Raw genomic sequence first — 20,400 nt, 5'->3', positions numbered from 1 at the left:
ACAAGTGAACAGAAAATTTGCTTAAAATCCCCTAATTATGAGAATGATTAAATTTTATTTTCCCGTGCCCAAAAGGATACTGTTGCAATGCTGGCTCCTGGCCTCGCTATTGTTTTTCACAGCCGTTCAATCGGTTTGTGCACAAGATAAGCTCGTAAAAGGCTTTGTCTCGGATCAGCAGAAGAGGCCGATAGAAGGTGCAACAGTAGCTGTGAAAGGCGGTGCCAAGCATACGACTACGGACAGCAAAGGCGCATTTGCCATTGAGGCCCAAAGTAGCTCGGTCTTGATCTTTACAAATGTTGGCTACAAAACGGCTGAAATGCCGGTGGGTACCAATAGTAACTTGCAGGTAACGTTGGCGTCCGACGATATAGCCATGCAAGAGGTGGTGGTGATCGGTTATGGAACACAACGCAAAGAAGCCGTTACGGGCTCGGTCGCATCAGTCAGTGGCTCGACGATGAATGAAGTTCCGGCGGCAAATATCAGTAGAGCGTTGCAGGGACGCATTGCCGGAGTGAATATGCAGCAGAATTCGTCCAAACCGGGTTCGCCTATGCAAATTCGTATCCGTGGTACACGCTCATTGACGGCTGATAATAATCCCTTGATCGTATTGGATGGAATTCCTTTTGCGGGGTCTATCTCGGATATCAACCCTTCGGATATCAAAAGCGTGGATGTGTTAAAAGATGCATCGGCGACGGCGATTTACGGTTCGAGAGGGGCAAATGGGGTTATTTTGGTGACTACCAACAAAGGCCGAATCGGCCAACCGGCACAACTTGCCTACACGGGCTTTACAGGGCTGCGTACGGTGTTTGCCAAATATCCGATGATGTCGGGTCCTGAATTTGCTGAAATGCGCCGTTATGTAGGGCAATTTCAAAATACACTGGATGAGTCGGACGATACCAATACCGATTGGCAGGACCTCTTTTATAAAAATGGCATGGTCAATAGCCACGACTTGAGTATCAATGGCGGTGCTGAAAAAGGGAACTACAATTTTGGAGCCGGTTATTTTCGTGATGAGGGTGTGATTCCGTTGCAGAATTTTACCCGCTATAATCTCCGTGCTGCCCTCGATCAGCAAGTAGGTAAAATATTTAAATTTGGCTTCAACCTCAATCAAAGTTATAGCATCACCAATGGCAACAATATTGGTGTATATCCGGTATTGAGCGCCTCACCAATCGCAAATCCCTTTAACACGGATGGCACGTTCAAGCCGCGTATCCAGCAGCAGACATCCGGACAGCAATGGGTTCATACCAGAGAATCCTATGAGGCCCTGGGCGACAGCTATGTCAATCAGCAGCGTGTTTTTGGTTCTTACAATAACATGTATGGCGAGATCAGAATTCCTGGAGTGGAGGGTTTGAGCTACCGGACCAATTTAGGTTTGAACTTCCGTCAGAACAATGACGGTAGTTATACGGGCCAAGGGGTATTTAGCGGTACTCCGGACAACTTGTCTTCTGCTTCCATCGCCAATGGGAGGACGGTACAATGGGTCATGGAAAACTTGCTGACCTACGACCGGACATTTGCGCAGAAGCATAATTTAAACTTGGTTGCCCTGTATTCGGCTGAGCAGAACAGCAATAATAGCACCGTGATATCCGGCCGGGATATTCCGATCGATGCCTTCCAGTTTTACAATATCGGTAGGGCCCAGGGTGAAATTATTGTTAATCCTGACCTGCAGGGCTATGCCAAAAGTAGCCTGATGTCCTTGATGGGGCGCGCTATGTATACGTTTGACAATAAGTATATGCTGACGATGACCATGAGACGCGACGGTTCTTCACGACTGGCGCCGGGGCACAAATGGCATACTTATCCGGCATTCTCCGCAGGCTGGAACATCCATAATGAGAAATTCTTGTCGTCAACACCTTGGATCAATCAGCTTAAGCTGCGTGTAGGATATGGCCAAACATCCAACCAGGCGGTAGATCCATACAAAACCCTAGGCTTATTGAGTACAAGACCCTATAATTTTGGTACACAGTTTCAGACTGGCTATTATATGTCCGAATTACCGAATCCCTTGCTTGGATGGGAGTTTTCCAAAACCTATAACTATGGGTTAGACTTTGGGTTGCTCAATAATAGAATCAATGGTACAATGGAATATTATGTACAGAATACGGACAACATCTTGTTGCGTGTGGGATTGCCACCGACCAACGGCGGCGGAAGTTATATGGCGAATATCGGAAAGACACAAAACAAAGGATTTGAACTCTCTCTGAATGCGGCAGTCATTGAAAATGAAAATGGATGGAAATGGGACGTAGGTTTTAACCTTTATGCCAACCGCAATAAACTCGTGGAGCTGACTTCAGGAAGTCAACGGGATGAGGGAAACCAATGGTTTGTCGGCTATCCGATCGATGTGATCTACGACTATAAAAAAATTGGATTGTGGCAAACCGGTGATGCACATATGAATGTTCTGGAACCTAATGGCAACCCGGGAATGATTAAAGTGGAGTATACAGGTGATTACGATGCAAATGGGGTGCCGACGCGACAGATAGGTCCGGCAGATCGGCAAATAATCAATATACAACCGAATTTTATGGGCGGTTTCAATACCCGCTTAGCTTACCGAAACCTGGACCTGAATGTGGTGGGAACGTTTCAGAATGGGGGTACATTGATCAGTTCTTTATACGGAAGTACGGGCTATTTAAATCAATTAAATACGCGCGCTGGCAACAACGTGCGTGTTGAATACTGGCGTGAAGACCGTACGGATGCCAAATACCCCAAACCTGGAGGTGTACAAAGTGGAGATAATCCCAAATATGGAAGCACCCTGGGTTATTTTGATGCCTCCTATCTAAAGGTAAGGACGATCACAATGGGGTACAACTTTAAACAAAAGTGGGTTGAACGGATGGGAATCAACCGTCTACGGGTGTATGCGACCGTTGAAAATCCATTTGTTATGTTCTCTCCTTACCACAAAGAATCGGGCGGGGATCCAGAACCCAATTCCTATGGTGATGAAAATGTTGCCGTGGGCGGCTTAAGAAGGATATTGGTGGTAGGTACCAATACACCAGCGATGAGAAGTTATATTGTGGGTCTCAATCTTTCATTTTAAACATTAAGACAATGAAAACTATCAGTTCAAAACTTATCATAGGGCTCTGTGCAGCTTCACTTTTGCTCAGTACAACTAGCTGTTCCAAATTTTTGGATGAAGAGCCCAGAGGAATCTTTACACCGGGGGATTTTAAAACTCCGAACGGCATAAACAATAGTATTGTCGGCATGTATGCCCATCTGCGTTATATCTATGGGCAGGCTTATTTTTATAATGCCTGCCTGACGGGTACTGATGAAGTTACTTATGGACAGAGTGCCGATGAAAATTTTCAGGCAATGGATTTTAGCGGGGTTGCTAACCTTACCGCCGTCAACAGCAGGGCGGACGTGGCTTGGGGGGCTGCCCTACCCAACATCAACATGGCTTCGGGAATTATCGAAAATGCACCGGCTGTGGGCACTTCACCAGCGATTATTGCTGAAGCGCATTTTTTTCGGGCATTTGATTATTTTCTTTTGGTGCAGACTTTTGGCGGCGTACCGCTCGACCTGGGCGGAGGAGAATTGAAATACAGTACCTCCGTGGAACGCAAATCAAAACGCAATACCGTCTCAGAAGTCTATACAAAAGCGATATTTCCCGACTTGCTTACAGCAATTAGCGACCTGCCGGATGTTCCGCGGTTAAAAGGTGCAGTGAGCAAAACCGTGGCACGCTTATATCTGGCAAAAGCATATTTGACCTATGCCTGGTGGCTGGAAAATCCCAAAAATATTCCAACCTATCCAGAAACCAGTCGTACCGATCCCAATGGCAAGTCAAGTGCCTGGTACTTTCAGCAGGCTTATGATCTGGCTGTTGAAGCAATTGAAAACCCGGGAACCTATGGTTTACAGCCTACATTTTATGATGTCAATGTCGGAACAAATGATCGCAACAATGAGATCTTGCTTTTTGCGGATCATACAGAAGACAGCGAATTATACAACGGAGGAAGCTTAACTTATGGTAGCGGTGGTGCACCCGACAATTTTGCGGGCTGGATGATGACCTGGAATTATACTTCACTCACCAGTTCAAAGACAACAGGCTGGAGTACGGCGGACCTGGTAAATAGTGTGCAGCGGGAAGCTGTCCAGGCGCTAGGACGTCCCTGGACGAGAATGGCACCCACCATCAATGTGGTGACCGAAACCTTTGCTGATAAAACCAACGATTCGCGCTATGATGGTACTTTTACAGCAGTATATAGGGGAAACTGGAATAGGGCGAATGTCACTAATGCAACCTTATATAATGCTAACAATATGCCTGTCAAACCCGGAGATGCCATTCTGACTTTTTTGGACGAGGAGCCACAAACGCCAATCAACTATGATAATAAGACGTATAAGAGCAGTGTCGGTGCGGGGGTACTGGCAGGTCGGCCGGATTATGTGATTTCACCTGAGGGGATCAGCCGCCGTGTCTATCCGGGACTATGGAAACTCGGTCCTTACCGCACAGATAACGGCAATGGGCTTGGACAGCCCAACGCCAGCAGCACGCGGCCGTTTAATATTGCAAAATTCTCGGAATTGTACTTTATTGCTGCTGAGGCTGCTGTGAAAGGTGCGGCAGTCAAAGGAGGAAAGACTGCGCGTGAACTGGTCAACGTGATCCGTGGCAGAGCAGGTGTATGGCGCTGGGACAATAATGGAAATGTGGCAAAGGAAGCTAACCATCGGGCCGAAATGACTACTGCTACTCCCGCTCAAATTACCGTGAATTACATATTGGCCGAACGGTCTCGGGAATATTACGGTGAGGGATACCGTTGGTATGATCTGGTGCGTACACAGACCTGGAGCGATATCGCAAAAACTTACCGTATTGCGGGATCGAATGTTGGCGATCATAATGCAACGACCTTTACGCGGTCAATACAGCCATTGCATTACCTCCGCCCGATCCCACAGGGACAGCTGGATGCAATGGATATGTCCGCAGAGGATAAAGCGGCTTATCAAAATCCAGGATATAATTAATAAACTAAAATCGTTGTTGAAAGACACCTGCAGAAGCATGGGCTCCAGTAGGTGTCTTTTTCTTTCATCGGATCGTCCTATGATGTCCAGTTGTACCTGAAATGGATATACATATCAACATCCGAAATTGTGTAATCGTATAAAAATGAAAAAGAGAAAAGCTTGTTTTTTTCTGTTGGGTTTAAGCTTGTTGCTGTTTGGCAAGCTTTCGTTAGGGGCGGTGCGGCTTCCGGCCTTGATAGCAGACCGTATGGTGTTGCAGCGCGATACCGAATTAAAGATTTGGGGATGGGCCGATAGGGATGAAAAAGTGAGCGTACATTTTCGTGGAAAAAGCTACTTAACGCAGGCTGATAAAGAGGGAAGCTGGTCTATGCTACTACCGGCGCAAGAAGCGGGCGGTCCGTTCCTAATGCAGATCAATGAGCTTGCTGTTCGGGATATTTTGATTGGCGATGTGTGGCTGTGCTCGGGGCAGTCCAATATGGAAACGCCGATCGAGAGATTGGTAGACCGATTCCCAGAGATCAACGAATCCAACAACCATATGATCCGTTATTTTAAGGTGCCCACGCAAAGTGCGCTCGACAGCCAATCGGAAATGGCCGCGGGTGGACGCTGGTATTCGGGGGTAGCCTCGGAGGTCATGAACTGGACCGCATTGGCCTATTTCTATGCGCAGCAGAACTACGCACATACAGGTGTCCCCGTGGGCATGTTGGTATCAAGCCTGGGTGGATCAACGATCGAAAGCTGGATCAGTCAGGATCAGCTCAAAGAATTTCCCCTGCTGACATTGGATCGCCCTGCTTTGGATAGCATGCGGCTGGCACAGCAAGATATCGGTCTCCGGGATTGGATAAAATTGGATTGGAACGATAGCAGCTGGCCTACATTTCAGGTACCAGGCTATTGGCAGGAGCAACATATTGACCGAAAAGGGGTGCTCTATTTTAGAAAGTCCTTTGAATTGCCCACAGCACTGGCGGGTAGGTATGCCAAGCTGTACCTGGGTACACTGATAGACAGCGATTCGGTATTTGTAAATGGACATTTTGTTGGCACTACAGGTTATATGTATCCACCCCGGAAATACACTATCCCAGCAGGTATCCTACGGACTGGGCACAACAATGTCACAGTCCGGCTGCGTTCAACTGCCGGAAATGGCGGATTTGTGGAAGACAAGCCTTATAAATTGGTGGTGGATGATAACGAAATAAACTTGACGGGCGAATGGAAGTATAACGTAGGCGTGGATCTGAGCTTGGTAAAAAGTTATCTGCCGCGGCTGAACAATTTAAAGACAGTGGGATCGGGACTCTACAACGGCATGATCTATCCGATAAAAGGCTTTGCTGTCCGCGGCGTGATCTGGTATCAGGGCGAATCGAATACGGGTGCACCCCAGGACTATGCAAATTACCTAAAGCTCCTGATAAGAGATTGGCGCCTGAGCTTGAAAAGGCCCCAGCTGCCCTTCTTGCTCGTGCAGCTCCCTAATTATATGCGCAAAAAGGAGAATCCGGCTGAATCGGGATGGGCGGGTGTACGTGAAGCTCAGTTAACAGTGGCCCGTCAGGTTCCTTATACTGCGCTGACAGTCAACTATGATATCGGCGAGTGGAATGACATTCATCCGTTAAATAAAAAAGACATTGCTTCGCGGCTGTTATTGGCTGCCCGCAAACTGGTATACGGTGAAAAGCTGGTCAGCGCGGGGCCCACTTATGAACGCATGGAAATTAAGGATGACAAAATTACGATCTTTTTTACCAACGTAGGGGGCGGTCTGGCAAGCCAGGATGGCGGAACGCTGAGACATTTTGCCATAGCGGGAAAGGACCGGAAATTTGTCTGGGCAAATGCCATAATTAAGGGGAATTCGGTGGTCGTCAGTCAGAAAGACATCCCTAAACCAGTGGCTGTGCGTTACGCCTGGAGTGATAACCCGGCCGAAGCTAATCTGATTAATAAGGAGCGGTTGTTGGCATCCCCATTTCGGACAGATAGTTGGTGATCTTTATTAGGTCGCCAAAAAACTTATGTGCCATTGCGCATTTTTTGGAAATTGACTTTTTCCATTTTAGGTAACAATATCAAGGTACCGTGTTCTGATTCAATTTCTGACACTTGCAAGAACAACAAAGAATATTTGGGGAATTACTGTACAAGTGTTAAAAGCGGAAACAATAAAATAGGTAGTCTGCCCATGTATCGATTTCCGCCTCAGATCTGTTTGGTTTATTTTCCAAACCGATAGCTCAATGACAATAAGACTTTTCTATTGTCAGGGAAATCGGAATTAAATACTTTCAAGTCTCCATATTCACTGACCAACCGCGGATTGCCATTTCGAAGTAAACCATTTGCAGCCAGCTTAATCATCCCGTGGTCGCCAAACATCTTCTTTTCCGCAGCCAGATCTAGTCCATAACGTTTGTCAGTCCGCGAAGGTCCGGTTGTAATTCCTGATCGGTGGTAAAGTGCTATTTCAGTGCGCAATCCGTATTTGAATTGGAAGCTATGGCGACTGTTGGCTGTCCAGCTGGAGCCTCTTGAATCGAGGTTGACCTCATCGATCTGGCCAGAATAATTATTGTAAAATGCATTTACATAATGGCTTGCTGTCCACCATGAACGTAACGTCTGATTGTACATCACACTGGCGCTATAATTCAGATAACGTCCGATATTCTCCGGCCTAGATAGATTTTCGCCGACCCGATCTCCCTGCCGGACAATCCAATTGATCATATCCCGCCCATATGAAATGCCCAATGTCGTGAATAGCTTATTCTGATAGCCATGGCCTATTTCAGTAATATAACTCTTCTCCGGCTTTAAGTCAGGATTCCCTTCGTTGTAACTATAAGCATCTTCATAGATCCGAAAGACGTTGATGTCGTGATCGCCCGGCCTCTCAATACGGCTGCTAAAGGATGTCCTTAAGGTGTTCTTATCATTGAGGTGGTACAGCAGTGACCCACTGGGAAAGAGATCAAAATAGCTTTGATCAGTTTTTTTGTTCAAAGTGACCTGATTGGCGTCTATAAAGGTATATTCGCCACGCAGGCCAGCCTGATATTCGATCCGCTTGTATTTACCGGAATAGATGGCATATACAGCTTCAATATGTTGTGTGTATTGAAAACGGTTGGAAGTCGCATCATCGCGCAACCATTGACCCTGATCCAATATCGTATTGATCACATCATTTTTGATGTAAAAGTAGGTCCCTTTCCAGCCGAGTTCGATCTTACTCGAATCAGTTATGGGTTTGCTATAATCAAGCCTTCCGGAATAGGTTGTATTACTCAAATCCTGCACATTGGTCCGTCCTGTGACAGATTTTGTGTTTGTTTGTAAATTGAATTTATTCGTTTCAAATCGATTGTTGTAATCGTTGCCGTGGGGAGCAAAGTCAAAATTGAATTTTAAAAAGTGGTCTTCGCCTTCGTATTTATTGATGTAATTAATGTTAAATGTCCAGTTCTTAAAAGTTTCATCAAAACGATTGTTACTGAGAGCCCGTTCGGTCAGTATGTTAGCAGGGTAGTCCCAGGTATCCATCTCGATCGCTGCGTAAGGCTTATAGTTACCCTTCATCCAGTGCACGCTTCCATCTAGGATGCCACCGTCTGAAAATTCATATTTAGCGCCTGCCCTTACACTATGGAAGGAGGCGTCATCGAGCTGTTTGCTTTCATGCTGCTGCTGAAAGGAGCTTAAGCTACCCTGATTAAAAAAGCTTCGTTCGGTCAAATTATGGCTTTTACTTCGGTCATAACTGGTATTCCCTTGTACATACAAGTCCAGATCATTGACCTTGTAGTGTAGGCCTCCACCAAAGCCGCCATAGAATTTTCGGCCCTGGCCTGCACGGACGAAAGCATCCCCACCAAAGCCTCTTTTTCCGTTTCGTCTGGTCACGATATTAATGATTCCGGCCGTCCCTGAAGCATCTTCGCGCGCAGAGGGATTGCTGATCAGCTCCAATTTTGAGACTTCGGATGCTTGTAGCCCACGTAGAATGCTCGCAAGCTGTTCGCCTGAGACAAACATCTCGCGGCCATTGATGCGCACATTGGCACCAGCACGGCCCTGAATGGAAAAATTTCCCTTACCGTCGGAAACTAGACCGGGTGTTTTTTCCAAGAGTTCAAGTACATTGTTGCCTTCTGCCAATACGCTACCTTCGACATCGACAACCATCTTATCGGCATACTGGCGCACACTGGCTTGCTTTCCAATCACATTGACTGTCTCCATTGTATATGCGAGGGCTTGTAAAAATAGTGGTGTGGCGGTTTGTTCAGCTCCAGATAATGTATAAGATTTACTTAATACCGTCGCGTAACCAACGGAACTGTAGCGGATTACATAATCTCCATTTTTAGTTGCCTGTAATAGAAATGAACCGTCCTTAGCGGCATCAGCTTGTGCAACCAATGCCGAATCGGGTAGGCTTAAAAGACTGGCAGTAGCTCCTTTAAGGGGCTGCCCGTCTTTGTCAAATATTTTTCCGGATAATTTCGTCTGTGCCACGAGTTCCATGGCCGAGCTTGAAAGCAGAATCGTTAATAATGTGGATTTCGTCATAATAATATTCCTTGTCCTTTCTAAAGAAAGAACCGTCTTAGCATAAACTTAGATACGTTATAATCTTATGGATTCGTAGATTTTGGACGAAAACGGACCGCTGTTTTTTTTACTATTGGGTCTGTTGTCGTATTTAGAGCTGTAGCGTCATCAGTTGATACAGCGTCTTTTGCAGCTGTAAGGCGGCGTCCCTTTTTTTTACCCCACTTGCGGTTATACCAGATAATAAAACCTGTAATGGGTAAGGAGCCTGCGATAAAAGTGAGAACAAAAGCCAATACTTTCGTCGGAAAGCCCCAGATCGATCCTACATGGATATCGTAATTGAGCCGCCTGAACTGTTCACCGGAACTAAGGTCGTAAAAGTCCTTATTAAATAAGGTTATATTATTGGGCAAAAAGGCACCTGTATACCGATCGAACGAATAATAGCGGTTGTTGTACTGCCGATCCATGTCGTTTCGAATGTATACGGATATCGTGCCCTCTTTTTTCTCGGTATCCGGATAAGTGATCGTCAGGTAATGTGGATCTTTATATTGTGTTAGAATAGCCTGGATCTCTTGATCAAAAGCTTTCGGAAAATGTGCCAATTGATCGATTTTTGTTGAATCCGAATATACCGATGTCCGTTCGGCCAGAGGTGTTCCCCAGTTGGTCGACCAATATAAAGCCCGATTGAACCACTCGATACCATAATACATTCCCGTCACCGCCAGTAATAACACCAAAAGAAAAGAATAAAATCCAATGACATTGTGAAGGTCAAGATTGACGCGTTTCCAACCAGCTTTCCATTTGATCCGAAAGCTTTTCTCCCTGGTAGATTTTGTCCATTTCTTGGGATACCACCATATCAACCCTGTGATCAGGGTAATGCTGAAGACTAAGGTCGCATAGTTGACGATGGGGCGTCCGATAGCTCTCGGAAGCCAGAGGAAGCGGTGCCCGCTCAATGTCCAGGCAAAAAAGCCATTCAATTTTTCCCTTAACTGTGCTTCCTCGGAATTGTCTTCCTTTTGCAAACCTAAATATTGGCCTGTGTAGGGATGTAATAGATGCACCTGTGGTTTTGCTGGTCGACGACCATCCTTTCCTTTACCATCTTTTTCTTTGATGGTAAAGGAGACGGGGCGATCCCGGGTATAGGTAATGCCTTGTACGGAGGCATTTGAATAGAGCGAATCGGAGATCCCAACAATACGTGATGGCGAAATCAAGGACTGACTTGAAGCAAGGATATATTGCCGTTCTTTTTTCGGGATAACAAGATCTACAATTTCATGATTAAACACCCAGAGGCAGGCCATCAGGCAGCTAACAAAGACAATAATACCTGAGGTCAACCCCAACCAAAGGTGCAGCCAATTATTGACTAAGCGAAACAGTGAGCTTTTTTTCCTTCTTACAGCCATTTCCGCTTAGTTTACTGCAAAGCTCATGGAGCTGGTGCGGCTATATTCTTCAAAAGATTGTCCTTCGACCTTTTCTCTTCGGGATACTTCTGCGTAGTATTTGCCCTTCCATTCAGGGATAAATTTGATCACACCCTGCGCGTCTGTTTCCAACCATTTAACCCAGCCACTGGGCGCAATGATTTGAACAGCAGTATTTGCTGTGGGTATGCCTTTTTGGAATAAGGTCAGTGAGACCTCTTTTTTGTTTTTAAATGAAGTCTGGCCGGTAAAAACAAAGAGCTCATTGGCAAGATGCGACGCTGTATTTCCAAGGGTGGAATGACCAACATGAATGGTCGCTATGGCATTGATCTGATATTGCGTTTTGGCGCCTTCTTTTCGTTCGGTATCTCTTTTTAAAGAAACATGATAGACACCATCTTGGTCAGGAACAAATGTTGCCGATAGGTGATCACCCTGCGCGGTAGTCGCCAATGTCGATGTGCTGCCATCAGGTTTGATCAGCGTTAAGTTAATCTGCATGCCCTCTTTGTACCACCACCATTTGGAGACGAGTTCATGTTCATTGGGTTCGCCATAGACTATTTTTAAGGCATGAGGCTCGCCCTTGGTGCCTTTCAGTGAAGTTTCAATAAATACCGCATGTGCGGAAACCGACAAAACTATAAATAGTGTGAAGAGGGTAGATAATAGTTTTTTCATAACATTATGCTAAAAATTTTTATTTCAACTTATTGATATGGTATACATGGGTAATTCCACCATCGATTTCAGCGCCACGTTTCACCGCATTTGTCGCAGGATCGTATTCGTAGATATACCATTTGGAAGCGTCTGTTTTGAATGCATCGTATAACTTGCCATTCTCGATCAGATTCATTGTTGTTTTTGGTTCTGCCCCACCCGTTAGGATTCTCAAATCGGCAGTTATTTTTTTATTCGCAGGATCCACTACATAAGGGCTGATATATGCTTTACCATTGCCTAGTTTTTGGATCGTGGAAGCAGAGGTATTTTTGAATACATTATAATCTTTCAAATCAAAGAAATAATCTTTATCAATCTCTGTTTCACCCGCTTTGATCCGTACTAATCCGTAGGTTGATGGTCCGATTTTCTTGGTCAAAATGTACAAATCGTTGTTGTCATCCAAGAATGTGGTATTATTCACTTCCCAGTGGCCAGCCACTATGCCACCTCTGGCGTCTTTCAATAACTTGCCATTGGCCATTGATGGATAGTCACAAACGTAAACGAATGTTGAATCCAGAATATCTTTATTGCCTGTTCCGTCCGATCCCCTGTATTTGTGTCCAACAAACATTTTTCCTGATCTGACTGTAAAACTAGTCGGCACCATATAAGGAGCTATATACGGTTTATTGTCTGGTGTTAATGGCTTGTAGTCTAAGAAAGGGATATCGACAGTCAATGTTTTATTGAGTGTTAAATTATTGACATTCATAAAATAAATGGGTTGTTCCAGGACATTTTTTGCAGCATTATAAGTCCCTGCGGTCTTTGTTATCACCAATTCATCTTTGGAATTGAGTTCGTTTAATACTTTTCCCAGGTAAAATGCACTTGGAAAAGCATAATTGTTCGTTTCCTTCATTGTTGCATTATCCTGAATTTCCAGTTGGCTGAAACGTGTACCATCGTTAGACAAGTAGAATTTCCCTTGATAATTGTAAGCATATACACCATACCAATCTCCCGGTAAGTAGCCTGAAATATCGATGCCTTTATTTCCAGCAGGCGTCAACAATGTATTCTTCATTAAATCATCGGTCGTCAAAATATAAGAGCCTGTAGTCGAAGTTACCCAAACGGAATATTCGGTGCTTATTTTCTCTGTCGTTTCAGGGATATCTGGACTATCTTTACAAGATGCTAATAAGGACACTGCCAGTGCGCAGTAAGCTAAAATACGATTCTGTTTCATTTATTATTTGTTATTAATTGTTTAAAAATTACATGAGCGATACTCTGAGTTTGATATAAAAAGCTCTACCGGGCTTTTGTAAACGAAAATTATCATAGGCCCTTTCGTTTGTCAGGTTTCGAACTTCCCCCGATATATTGTATTGATTTCGATTCCAGGAATAGGTTAGGATCACGGAATGTACGTTTTGACTCGGAATGTGGTTTTTTGAGGTCAATGAGCCTAAGTGTGAATCACTCAGATAATACCAGCGTGTAAATTGTGTCGTCCAGGACAATTGGGTGCGGCTACCTTTTTCGAACCAATCATTTTGGGCTAACCCAATTTCAAGGTTTCCGTATACCCAGGGTCTATTTGGTATCTGGTACCCGTAGGTCAGGCTAACTTCTTGGTTGGTGTCATCTGTATATTTTTTGTTATCTAAAGCTTTGTCATAACTGGCATTGACTGCTGCTGTGATGACATCTTTATATCCATAACGGATTTCGGTTTCGGCACCATAAAGCTTCACCCCGGGTATATTGTACGCCTGAAATTTTGATTGTCCATCAACAGTGACAATATGTGTATTGATATAATCTTTTGTCAAACGATAAAAGCCTGAAATATCAAAATTGATAAAGTGATTGTCATTAAAAAAAGTATTGTAGTAGAATCCACCGTTTAGATTATCACTTCGCTCAGGTTTAAGGTCCCAATTTGCAATTTGATTCTGGCCATCGCCGTATAGCGCACCCATCGTGGGCATATTGTAGGCTCTTTCTGCGGAAAACTTTACACCACCATCTCTAAAGATCCGGTACCTTGATGCAACACTATATCCCTGATAGTTGAAGTATTTGGTATATGAAACGATTGCTCCGCCTAAAAGTTGATTATTTGTATCAAACTCGCGCTCATCAACTTCTTTGTATGTATTCAGACCATAGTATTTAATGGCAATATTATTGACCAACCGCTTATTGAACCATTGGTTTTGCCACGACAGCCCTACAATATGACGTGTCATGCGACTGGGTAAGCCCGAAGTATTGTAGTCTGCTATTTTATCGTAGGTCTTACGATGATTTGTGTTTACATTATAATTGAGGTTCAGGCTGTGGTTCCGTTCTTCATCAAAGTCGTAATTGAAATTAGATCGCGCTAAATAATTGCTTGTCTTTTGTTCCTCATGTTTCTGCTGATTCACATTTGAAGAACCTGGGTTTGAAATCCAGGATCCACTCCAATTGTAGTTGTAAAGCGCCGTATCGCGAATATTGGCAATGTCATAGCTTGCACTTGTATAGATGTCTGCAAACAGGCGATTCACCAAAAAATTTTGCTTCTTATAACTGATCGCGGGCATCAGATAGTTGGACGATTTCCAATCACCGCCATTTACATCATTTATTGTTGCCCCCAATTGATTTTGTTTATTATTGGCCGCATAGGTCAATCCTATGTAAAACTGGTCCGCCCAGCTCTTATCGCGTAAACCAACTTCAATCTGCCCCATAGCAGAATAGTATCTATCTTTAAATCTTTTAACTTTATCCAATGCGACGAACTTATTGTCAATTGTCGTTTCGTATACTACACCGTATTTCGGCTCGCTGTACATCGTATAATTATTATCTGAATAGTTGTAAAACGCATTGGTTCGGATGAACAATTTGCTTTTAGGATTTGTGTACATACCGACCAAGGCTGCCTGATGTGTATTGAAAGACCCATAGCTATAGCTCAAATCCAGATAATGTCTTGATCGCTGTTTTGTAATAATATTGACAGCCCCTCCCAAGGCATCAGACCCCAAGAAGGCTGGAACGACCCCTTTGTAAATCTCGATTCGATCGACCAAGTTGACAGGAATGTTATTGAGTGACATTGAAGATCCGAAGTTGTCCATCGGAACACCATCTATATATATTTTGGCGTCTAATCCGTTGATGCGAAATACAAAATTTGATCCTAAACCTCCGTCTTCACGAAATGTAACCCCTGGCGCGGTACGTAAAACTTGATTTATGTTAGCTGTCTGATTGGCATATACATTCATATCGATGACGCTCACATTAAATCCCGAACGTTTTATCTCGGCAAGCTTACGTTCATTTTCAGTTTTTCCACGCGCTGATACAGTTACTTCCTCTATATAGTTACGATCTTCTTTGAGCTGAAAGTCTTGGTTGAATTTACCTTTTAAGGCTCTTTCTTCGAGCCTGTAGCCCACTGCGGTAACGCGTATGATGGCGTCATTGAAGCTGCTTGTCTGCAATTTATAATATCCGTCTACATCGGATGATGTACCTGTGTGCTGATCGTTTAGTCGTATCGTCGCACCTGCGATCGGTTTTCCAAAATTATCTTTGACAAAACCCGAAATAGCATGCTTTTTAGCTGTCTGTGCCTGTGTAAATACTGTAAAAATTAGTAATAGAACAAAAGTAGATGTTGACCTCAACATTTTATTTAGATTAAGTATATATAAGAGGGTTGCCTATACTTATCTTTTACCGAATGTTGATATTGGTCTTTTTTTTAAAATTTATATAAATAGTTGATTATAAGGCTTATTTTTTTGATAGCGGAAGGCGTAATCATTTCAAATAATCCATACGGACAATAAAGTTTGTGGTAGAGGGGAGTTTGATTCCTTTCGAAATCTCTTTTGTCTGTAGGTTATATTTCCAGACACGATGCTCGTCATTTGAATCATCTATGGCAATATATACGTATGTTTTATCGCTCCATACGTTCTCTTTCTGCGTGCCTTTATCCAACGGAAACGGAATTTTTTCGATGGTTCCAGATTTTAAATCCACTAACCTATACTCAAACTGATAGACAGCATGAAAATTGGAGAAATCGGTATACAGCTTCTTTTGTTCATTACGGATAATAGCTTTTCCGTTGCCAACATACCAGAGCCCGTAAGCGTGATTTCCGATCGACTTGGAAATATTGATCATATAGTCCTGATCAACGAGTTGTTGGCCTTTTTTTTTCCTAAATATGGCTGTTGGCAAGTTCGGGTTATTGCCCAACGCAATGCCGGGGTTGGTCATAAAATAATAATCACCCGCTTCGTTTTTAAAACTATAGGATTGTATGATATTGAAGCCACCGGGATAAGTCGAACGTGTTTCTTTCTGAATATCAGTAAGCTTAAAACTATCATATTTTATGGTGGCGTAATAGGTCGTATCGGATGTTGTATAGCTATATTTTCCCGTTGATTTAAAATAGGAATAGGCTAGCCAAAGATCATCGTTTTCAATATCTACAAGACCAACGTGTAGCGCAGCATATTCTTTTGTGGCAAATGGCAAAATAATGGTGTTTTCTTTTACGATCTGCATCGCCTCAACATTGATTTGGTAGATGCGGGCTTGTTTTTTTTCACCGACACTATTTTCACGGCAGGCTGCAATGAGATTGCTATCGTCTTTCCATGTGATTGTTTCAAAATCACGGTTCTTTAATGATATACTATCGATAAGAATTAATGATGCCCCCTGCAATTGGTATTTGCTAAAGACACTTGTCTGGCTCGATAATCTATAAAAGAAGCCATTTTTATAAATATATTCTCTCTCCTGTATACGCGAGGTGGATAGGGGGATTTGAAGAGTAGTACTCCCGTTGTCATCTAAGCTTTCGGCAAACAATAAACTGCTCGGGTTTTCATCTTTGTTGAACAAACAAAGAACAAAATTTGGATCGATTTTTTTTGGGGAAATTTGCCTGCACGAAAAAATGACGGTTACTAGAAAAGACAATAATAATAATCGCTTCATGCTTATCTTTTAAATGCTTTGAAATTGTTCTCTGATCTTAATTTGCATATTTGACGGTAAAAAAGCAAGGTCACTTTTTTGAAATGCAACGATTTTACCAAAATCTGGCGAATCAGAGACAAAATATTCTTTTCCAGCCTTAAATACCAAGATATTATGATTATTGTCCAAAAGCTCAAAATCCCTTTTGGGTTTGATGATAAAGTCTCCTGAGAACGTTAGTTTTTTATTGATCAGATCAATACGGGCTGTACTATTTTTACTTAACTGCACATCATAGTGGTCTTCGGTGAAGAATTTACTGTTGTCCACAGACGTATTACTAAATGTATGATTATCTAAAGTAGGGTGAGAAAAATGGAAAATAGAAAAGCCGATCACAAAAACGACAGCTGCTGCTGCAGTAACTTTGCCCCAGTTTATTTTGTGGTTGTGAGTAGCATCTGTTGTGATTTTATTCCATATAGCAGAGCCAACTTCTTCGTTTACTGCAGTGCTTTCAGCGATACTGTGCCAGGAATCATCGTTCAACCATTTTTCGACTAAATGCCTATCAGTCTCAGAACATTGACCTGAAGCATATTTTTTTAGTATATCTTGGTTGATTTCCATTTTTTGATAATCCGTATTCATTCAAAAGTACAAAAAAGTAATTAATAGGAATCGAGCAATATGGATATTACAATACTTTTTAAGTCTGATCTTGATCACTGATAATGCCTTGCTGATATGGTATTCGACCGCTCTTTCTGAAATCGATAGGTTTGTTGCGATTTCTTTATTGGTCAATCCCTCATCTCGGCTCAGTTTATAAACGTTTTTACATTGCTTGGGTAAGGAATCAACAGCATTATCCAAATGATTTTTAAGTTCTTTGTAATAAAGGTTATTGTCTTCATAAAATTCAGTTTCGCTGTTTGAGATTAAATCGTGATGCCGCTGCTTGTTGCTTCTATTTCTAAGAAATTCCAGCGATTTCAATTTCACTGAGCGCAAAAGATAACGTTCAGCATCACTTAGCTGAAGATCAGTTCTTCTTTCCCATAGGGATTTAAAAACATCTTGGACAATCTCCTTGGCATCATCTTCGTCCCCGATGCTTTTGAGCGCGAAAGCATACATCCTTTTCCAATACGTTTGGAAAAACTCTTCAAATTGTCGTTTGCTGATCGCTATTTTACGTATTGGGATTTTCAAAGCGAACAAATATACACTCTATTTAGACTTATTACAAATAAAGATGACGGCAAATATCAATTCTTTGATCATCTGATACAAACAAATTTTTATTTTCTTCTGATTTGAAATTTGATGCCCAATGCTAACCCAATGTAGTCGTCAAATTTCAGATATTTATTCTGTATACCACTGATTAGGTAAAGATCACTGGTATGCAGGTCATAATAAAATTTTAGGCCTTCGAAATAGGAGGTGCTTGATTTGAACTTATAGCTAAAATCCTGGCCAACAAAAATATTGATCCGTAACCTGGTGGAGAATTTATAATAACTACTTGGATATTTGTCCGGCTCCTTGTACCAGAATTGTTTGCCAAGTGTTGTATTGAGGTAAATGCCAGTGCGCAAGGGATGGTAGCTGAGCTGCTCATGAAGCTGCACCGTCCAGGGGGTATAAGACTGCCGTATGGTCATGGTGAGCTTGGCACGGTCGGTATCGTATTTGGGTACATAACCCATTAAGAAGTCTGTTGACCATTGTTTTTGTTTACCATAATCCCATCCAGCACCCGCAGATAGTAAGCCGATGGAACCGGCATATTGGATCATATAGCTGGAGGGGACAAGGCTGAGGGCTGCTCTTTTAAGTTCCTTGGTATTGCCCCTGCTGGACAGCGTATCGCGCTGCTGTTGATCGGATGACTGGGCTAGGCTGACTGTTGAAAGGAATAGAGAAACAAGCGCGATAAAAAGTTTTTGCGTATTAATAAGAGACAAGTTCATGCGTATAGTGATCCTTGGTGATTGTAAAAATTAGATATTGACGTTTGCCAATATTGGGGGTACCGTAGTAAATAATCCCATCGTTAAAAATATCTTCCTGCTGGTAGGTATGATCATGGCCATTGCTGCAATAGAGTAGATTGGGGTATTGCCTGATACTATATTGAAAGACAGCAGCCACATTGTTGTTGAACTGGTCTGAAGTCGGTCTGGCGTGCATCACTACAACTGTTTGCTCAAAACGCCCTTTATCCGTTTGGCGTTCGTGCTCAATAAATGAAAAATCAGGCACCGGTGTCGAATAGTCCGATTCTAATGCATTGGTATTTAGACATAAAAATTTCGTTTTCCCTGCAATAAAACTATAATTAGGGCTGCCAAATACCTGCTCAAAAATCTCTTCGCCGTTGGCCAGGCAATCGTGGTTGCCTAACAGCGCTACATAAGGCTGTTTAAGCTTTTCCAGGATGTCGCGTTGCCACAAAAATTCCTTGGTGAGGCCAAAATCGCTGATATCCCCCCCATGGATAATAAAATCAATATCACTACGTTTGTTGACTATTTTTACAAAATCGTCAAGATCGTCATGCCAGCGCTGCGAGTCACTGATAAACGCATACTTTATTGTGTCTTTGTCAGCATAATCACGTTCGATTTTTATAATGTTATCACGGTTGATGTCTTGTCTTCCTTCTATTTTACCAGCGTATGGGTGAATATCAAACATATTACAGCTATGAATAAGAAGTGAAATGGAAGCGAGTACAATATAAATCCAAAATTTTTTCATCTGAGCTTTTAGTTGTTGACTTTTTGAATTCAAAAGTAAGTTTTAGGGATAGATTGCTTCGCTTTTACAAATTATTATTACGCTTAAATGATATTATACAGACTGATTTTGACGCTATAGCGTATCAGTACATGATTATAACCCAAACGACTTTTTGTGGATTCATCTCTTGCGGGGAGATTGTTTTTCTATTGGAATTCTTAAATTATTTCCAGCTTGGGTGTTATTAATTATTATATTTGCTACATTGTCAAGACATGAAAGCGAAACAATTCATATGGATCTTATTACCTTTGATGCTCCTCCAGAGTTTCTCTAATGTATGGATATGGTCTGTTTTTCAGATTAATAGAGATTACATTGCCAGGTATGAATGTATCAATCGCTTTAATGAAAAAGCGCTTTCCTGTCGAGGCCAATGTATATTGATGAAAAAGATGCGTGAGCATGAAGAGAAGGAGCAAAAAAACCTTGAAACACGTATTATTGATGTTGTTTTTATCAATACTTCCCTGAAATTTAGCTTTGAAGTTTCTACTTTTGACGAAATAGCCGCTACACTGGCTTTTCCAGAAGTGAAAGAAGATTATGCTTACCGTCCCATCTTTTCTATTTTTCACCCACCGCTCGTTTAACGTTTCTGATAAAATTACTGGATACAGCGATTCGCATTTTATGCTAGTGGATTGCGCCGCATGTCTTATCTTTCACGGGATAACTATGCCCATACTGTCCTTTCGCTGATCACCTGCCTTGCGTATTCTTCGTCCAATAGAGGCTTGCCTATAGTGGGCTAGAAGGGCCG

General features: G+C 42.7%; 14 protein-coding genes. 4 read left to right on the top strand and 10 right to left on the bottom strand.

What is annotated here, in order from left to right:
* Nucleotides 1-37: 37 nt before the first annotated feature.
* The 3 genes from HPC41_RS15170 to HPC41_RS15160 all read left to right on the top strand — a co-directional run bounded on the left by HPC41_RS15170 (nucleotide 38) and on the right by HPC41_RS15160 (nucleotide 7,117).
* Nucleotides 38-3,124 carry a SusC/RagA family TonB-linked outer membrane protein gene (locus tag HPC41_RS15170; RefSeq protein WP_216660767.1) on the top strand — a complete coding sequence of 1,029 codons (3,087 nt, stop codon included), beginning with the start codon at nucleotides 38-40 and terminating at the stop codon, nucleotides 3,122-3,124.
* A gap of 11 nt (nucleotides 3,125-3,135) precedes the next feature.
* Complete coding sequence (locus HPC41_RS15165) at nucleotides 3,136-5,097, top strand: RagB/SusD family nutrient uptake outer membrane protein (protein WP_172394796.1); 1,962 nt, start codon at nucleotides 3,136-3,138, stop codon at nucleotides 5,095-5,097.
* A 145-nt stretch (nucleotides 5,098-5,242) separates the two neighbouring features.
* Complete coding sequence (locus HPC41_RS15160) at nucleotides 5,243-7,117, top strand: sialate O-acetylesterase (protein WP_216660766.1); 1,875 nt, start codon at nucleotides 5,243-5,245, stop codon at nucleotides 7,115-7,117.
* Nucleotides 7,118-7,341: 224 nt separating this feature from the next.
* On the opposite strand, the gene HPC41_RS15155 is transcribed toward HPC41_RS15160, so the two are convergent.
* The 10 genes from HPC41_RS15155 to HPC41_RS15110 all read right to left on the bottom strand — a co-directional run bounded on the left by HPC41_RS15155 (nucleotide 7,342) and on the right by HPC41_RS15110 (nucleotide 19,595).
* Nucleotides 7,342-9,699, bottom strand: a complete 2,358-nt coding sequence (locus tag HPC41_RS15155; RefSeq protein ID WP_172394795.1) for a TonB-dependent receptor domain-containing protein — start codon at nucleotides 9,697-9,699, stop codon at nucleotides 7,342-7,344.
* Between the two features lie 65 nt (nucleotides 9,700-9,764).
* Nucleotides 9,765-11,114, bottom strand: coding sequence for a PepSY-associated TM helix domain-containing protein (locus HPC41_RS15150; RefSeq protein ID WP_172394794.1), 1,350 nt, complete (start codon nucleotides 11,112-11,114; stop codon nucleotides 9,765-9,767).
* Nucleotides 11,115-11,120: 6 nt separating this feature from the next.
* Nucleotides 11,121-11,819, bottom strand: coding sequence for a DUF4198 domain-containing protein (locus tag HPC41_RS15145; RefSeq protein ID WP_172394793.1), 699 nt, complete (start codon nucleotides 11,817-11,819; stop codon nucleotides 11,121-11,123).
* Nucleotides 11,820-11,838: 19 nt separating this feature from the next.
* On the bottom strand, nucleotides 11,839-13,062 hold the full coding sequence (locus HPC41_RS15140; RefSeq protein ID WP_172394792.1) for a hypothetical protein: 1,224 nt from the start codon (nucleotides 13,060-13,062) through the stop codon (nucleotides 11,839-11,841).
* A 28-nt stretch (nucleotides 13,063-13,090) separates the two neighbouring features.
* On the bottom strand, nucleotides 13,091-15,511 hold the full coding sequence (locus HPC41_RS15135) for a TonB-dependent receptor (RefSeq protein WP_172394791.1): 2,421 nt from the start codon (nucleotides 15,509-15,511) through the stop codon (nucleotides 13,091-13,093).
* Nucleotides 15,512-15,644: 133 nt separating this feature from the next.
* Nucleotides 15,645-16,844 carry a hypothetical protein gene (locus HPC41_RS15130; RefSeq protein ID WP_172394790.1) on the bottom strand — a complete coding sequence of 400 codons (1,200 nt, stop codon included), beginning with the start codon at nucleotides 16,842-16,844 and terminating at the stop codon, nucleotides 15,645-15,647.
* A 9-nt stretch (nucleotides 16,845-16,853) separates the two neighbouring features.
* Nucleotides 16,854-17,456, bottom strand: a complete 603-nt coding sequence (locus tag HPC41_RS15125; protein WP_172394789.1) for a hypothetical protein — start codon at nucleotides 17,454-17,456, stop codon at nucleotides 16,854-16,856.
* A 21-nt stretch (nucleotides 17,457-17,477) separates the two neighbouring features.
* Nucleotides 17,478-18,041 (bottom strand): RNA polymerase sigma-70 factor, encoded by a 564-nt coding sequence (locus tag HPC41_RS15120; RefSeq protein ID WP_246250683.1) that lies wholly within the window; start codon nucleotides 18,039-18,041, stop codon nucleotides 17,478-17,480.
* A gap of 89 nt (nucleotides 18,042-18,130) precedes the next feature.
* On the bottom strand, nucleotides 18,131-18,805 hold the full coding sequence (locus tag HPC41_RS15115) for a hypothetical protein (protein ID WP_172394788.1): 675 nt from the start codon (nucleotides 18,803-18,805) through the stop codon (nucleotides 18,131-18,133).
* The gene (locus HPC41_RS15110) at nucleotides 18,786-19,595 is read right to left on the bottom strand and encodes a metallophosphoesterase family protein (protein WP_172394787.1); all 810 of its coding nucleotides are present in this window, start codon (nucleotides 19,593-19,595) and stop codon (nucleotides 18,786-18,788) included. Before HPC41_RS15110 ends, HPC41_RS15115 begins: the two co-directional genes overlap by 20 nt.
* Before the next feature lie 257 nt (nucleotides 19,596-19,852).
* Between HPC41_RS15110 and HPC41_RS15105 the strand changes: the two genes are divergently transcribed.
* Nucleotides 19,853-20,230 (top strand): hypothetical protein, encoded by a 378-nt coding sequence (locus HPC41_RS15105; protein WP_172394786.1) that lies wholly within the window; start codon nucleotides 19,853-19,855, stop codon nucleotides 20,228-20,230.
* Nucleotides 20,231-20,400: the final 170 nt, after the last annotated feature.

The sequence above is a fragment of the Sphingobacterium prati genome, assembly GCF_013167215.1.
Taxonomy (GTDB): domain Bacteria; phylum Bacteroidota; class Bacteroidia; order Sphingobacteriales; family Sphingobacteriaceae; genus Sphingobacterium; species Sphingobacterium prati.
The sequence above is the reverse complement of the archived record's forward strand: the minus strand, read 5'-3'. Positions and strand labels throughout refer to the sequence as shown.

Bases quoted from the DNA above. Each gene is read 5' to 3' on its own strand.
- HPC41_RS15105 (WP_172394786.1), top strand. From the start codon at position 19,853: ATGAAAGCGAAACAATTCATATGGATCTTATTACCTTTGATGCTCCTC.
- HPC41_RS15125 (WP_172394789.1), bottom strand. From the start codon at position 17,456: ATGGAAATCAACCAAGATATACTAAAAAAATATGCTTCAGGTCAATGT.
- HPC41_RS15140 (WP_172394792.1), bottom strand. From the start codon at position 13,062: ATGAAACAGAATCGTATTTTAGCTTACTGCGCACTGGCAGTGTCCTTA.
- HPC41_RS15130 (WP_172394790.1), bottom strand. From the start codon at position 16,844: ATGAAGCGATTATTATTATTGTCTTTTCTAGTAACCGTCATTTTTTCG.
- HPC41_RS15150 (WP_172394794.1), bottom strand. From the start codon at position 11,114: ATGGCTGTAAGAAGGAAAAAAAGCTCACTGTTTCGCTTAGTCAATAAT.
- HPC41_RS15165 (WP_172394796.1), top strand. From the start codon at position 3,136: ATGAAAACTATCAGTTCAAAACTTATCATAGGGCTCTGTGCAGCTTCA.
- HPC41_RS15170 (WP_216660767.1), top strand. From the start codon at position 38: ATGAGAATGATTAAATTTTATTTTCCCGTGCCCAAAAGGATACTGTTG.
- HPC41_RS15115 (WP_172394788.1), bottom strand. From the start codon at position 18,805: ATGAACTTGTCTCTTATTAATACGCAAAAACTTTTTATCGCGCTTGTT.
- HPC41_RS15155 (WP_172394795.1), bottom strand. From the start codon at position 9,699: ATGACGAAATCCACATTATTAACGATTCTGCTTTCAAGCTCGGCCATG.
- HPC41_RS15135 (WP_172394791.1), bottom strand. From the start codon at position 15,511: ATGTTGAGGTCAACATCTACTTTTGTTCTATTACTAATTTTTACAGTA.
- HPC41_RS15110 (WP_172394787.1), bottom strand. From the start codon at position 19,595: ATGAAAAAATTTTGGATTTATATTGTACTCGCTTCCATTTCACTTCTT.
- HPC41_RS15160 (WP_216660766.1), top strand. From the start codon at position 5,243: ATGAAAAAGAGAAAAGCTTGTTTTTTTCTGTTGGGTTTAAGCTTGTTG.
- HPC41_RS15145 (WP_172394793.1), bottom strand. From the start codon at position 11,819: ATGAAAAAACTATTATCTACCCTCTTCACACTATTTATAGTTTTGTCG.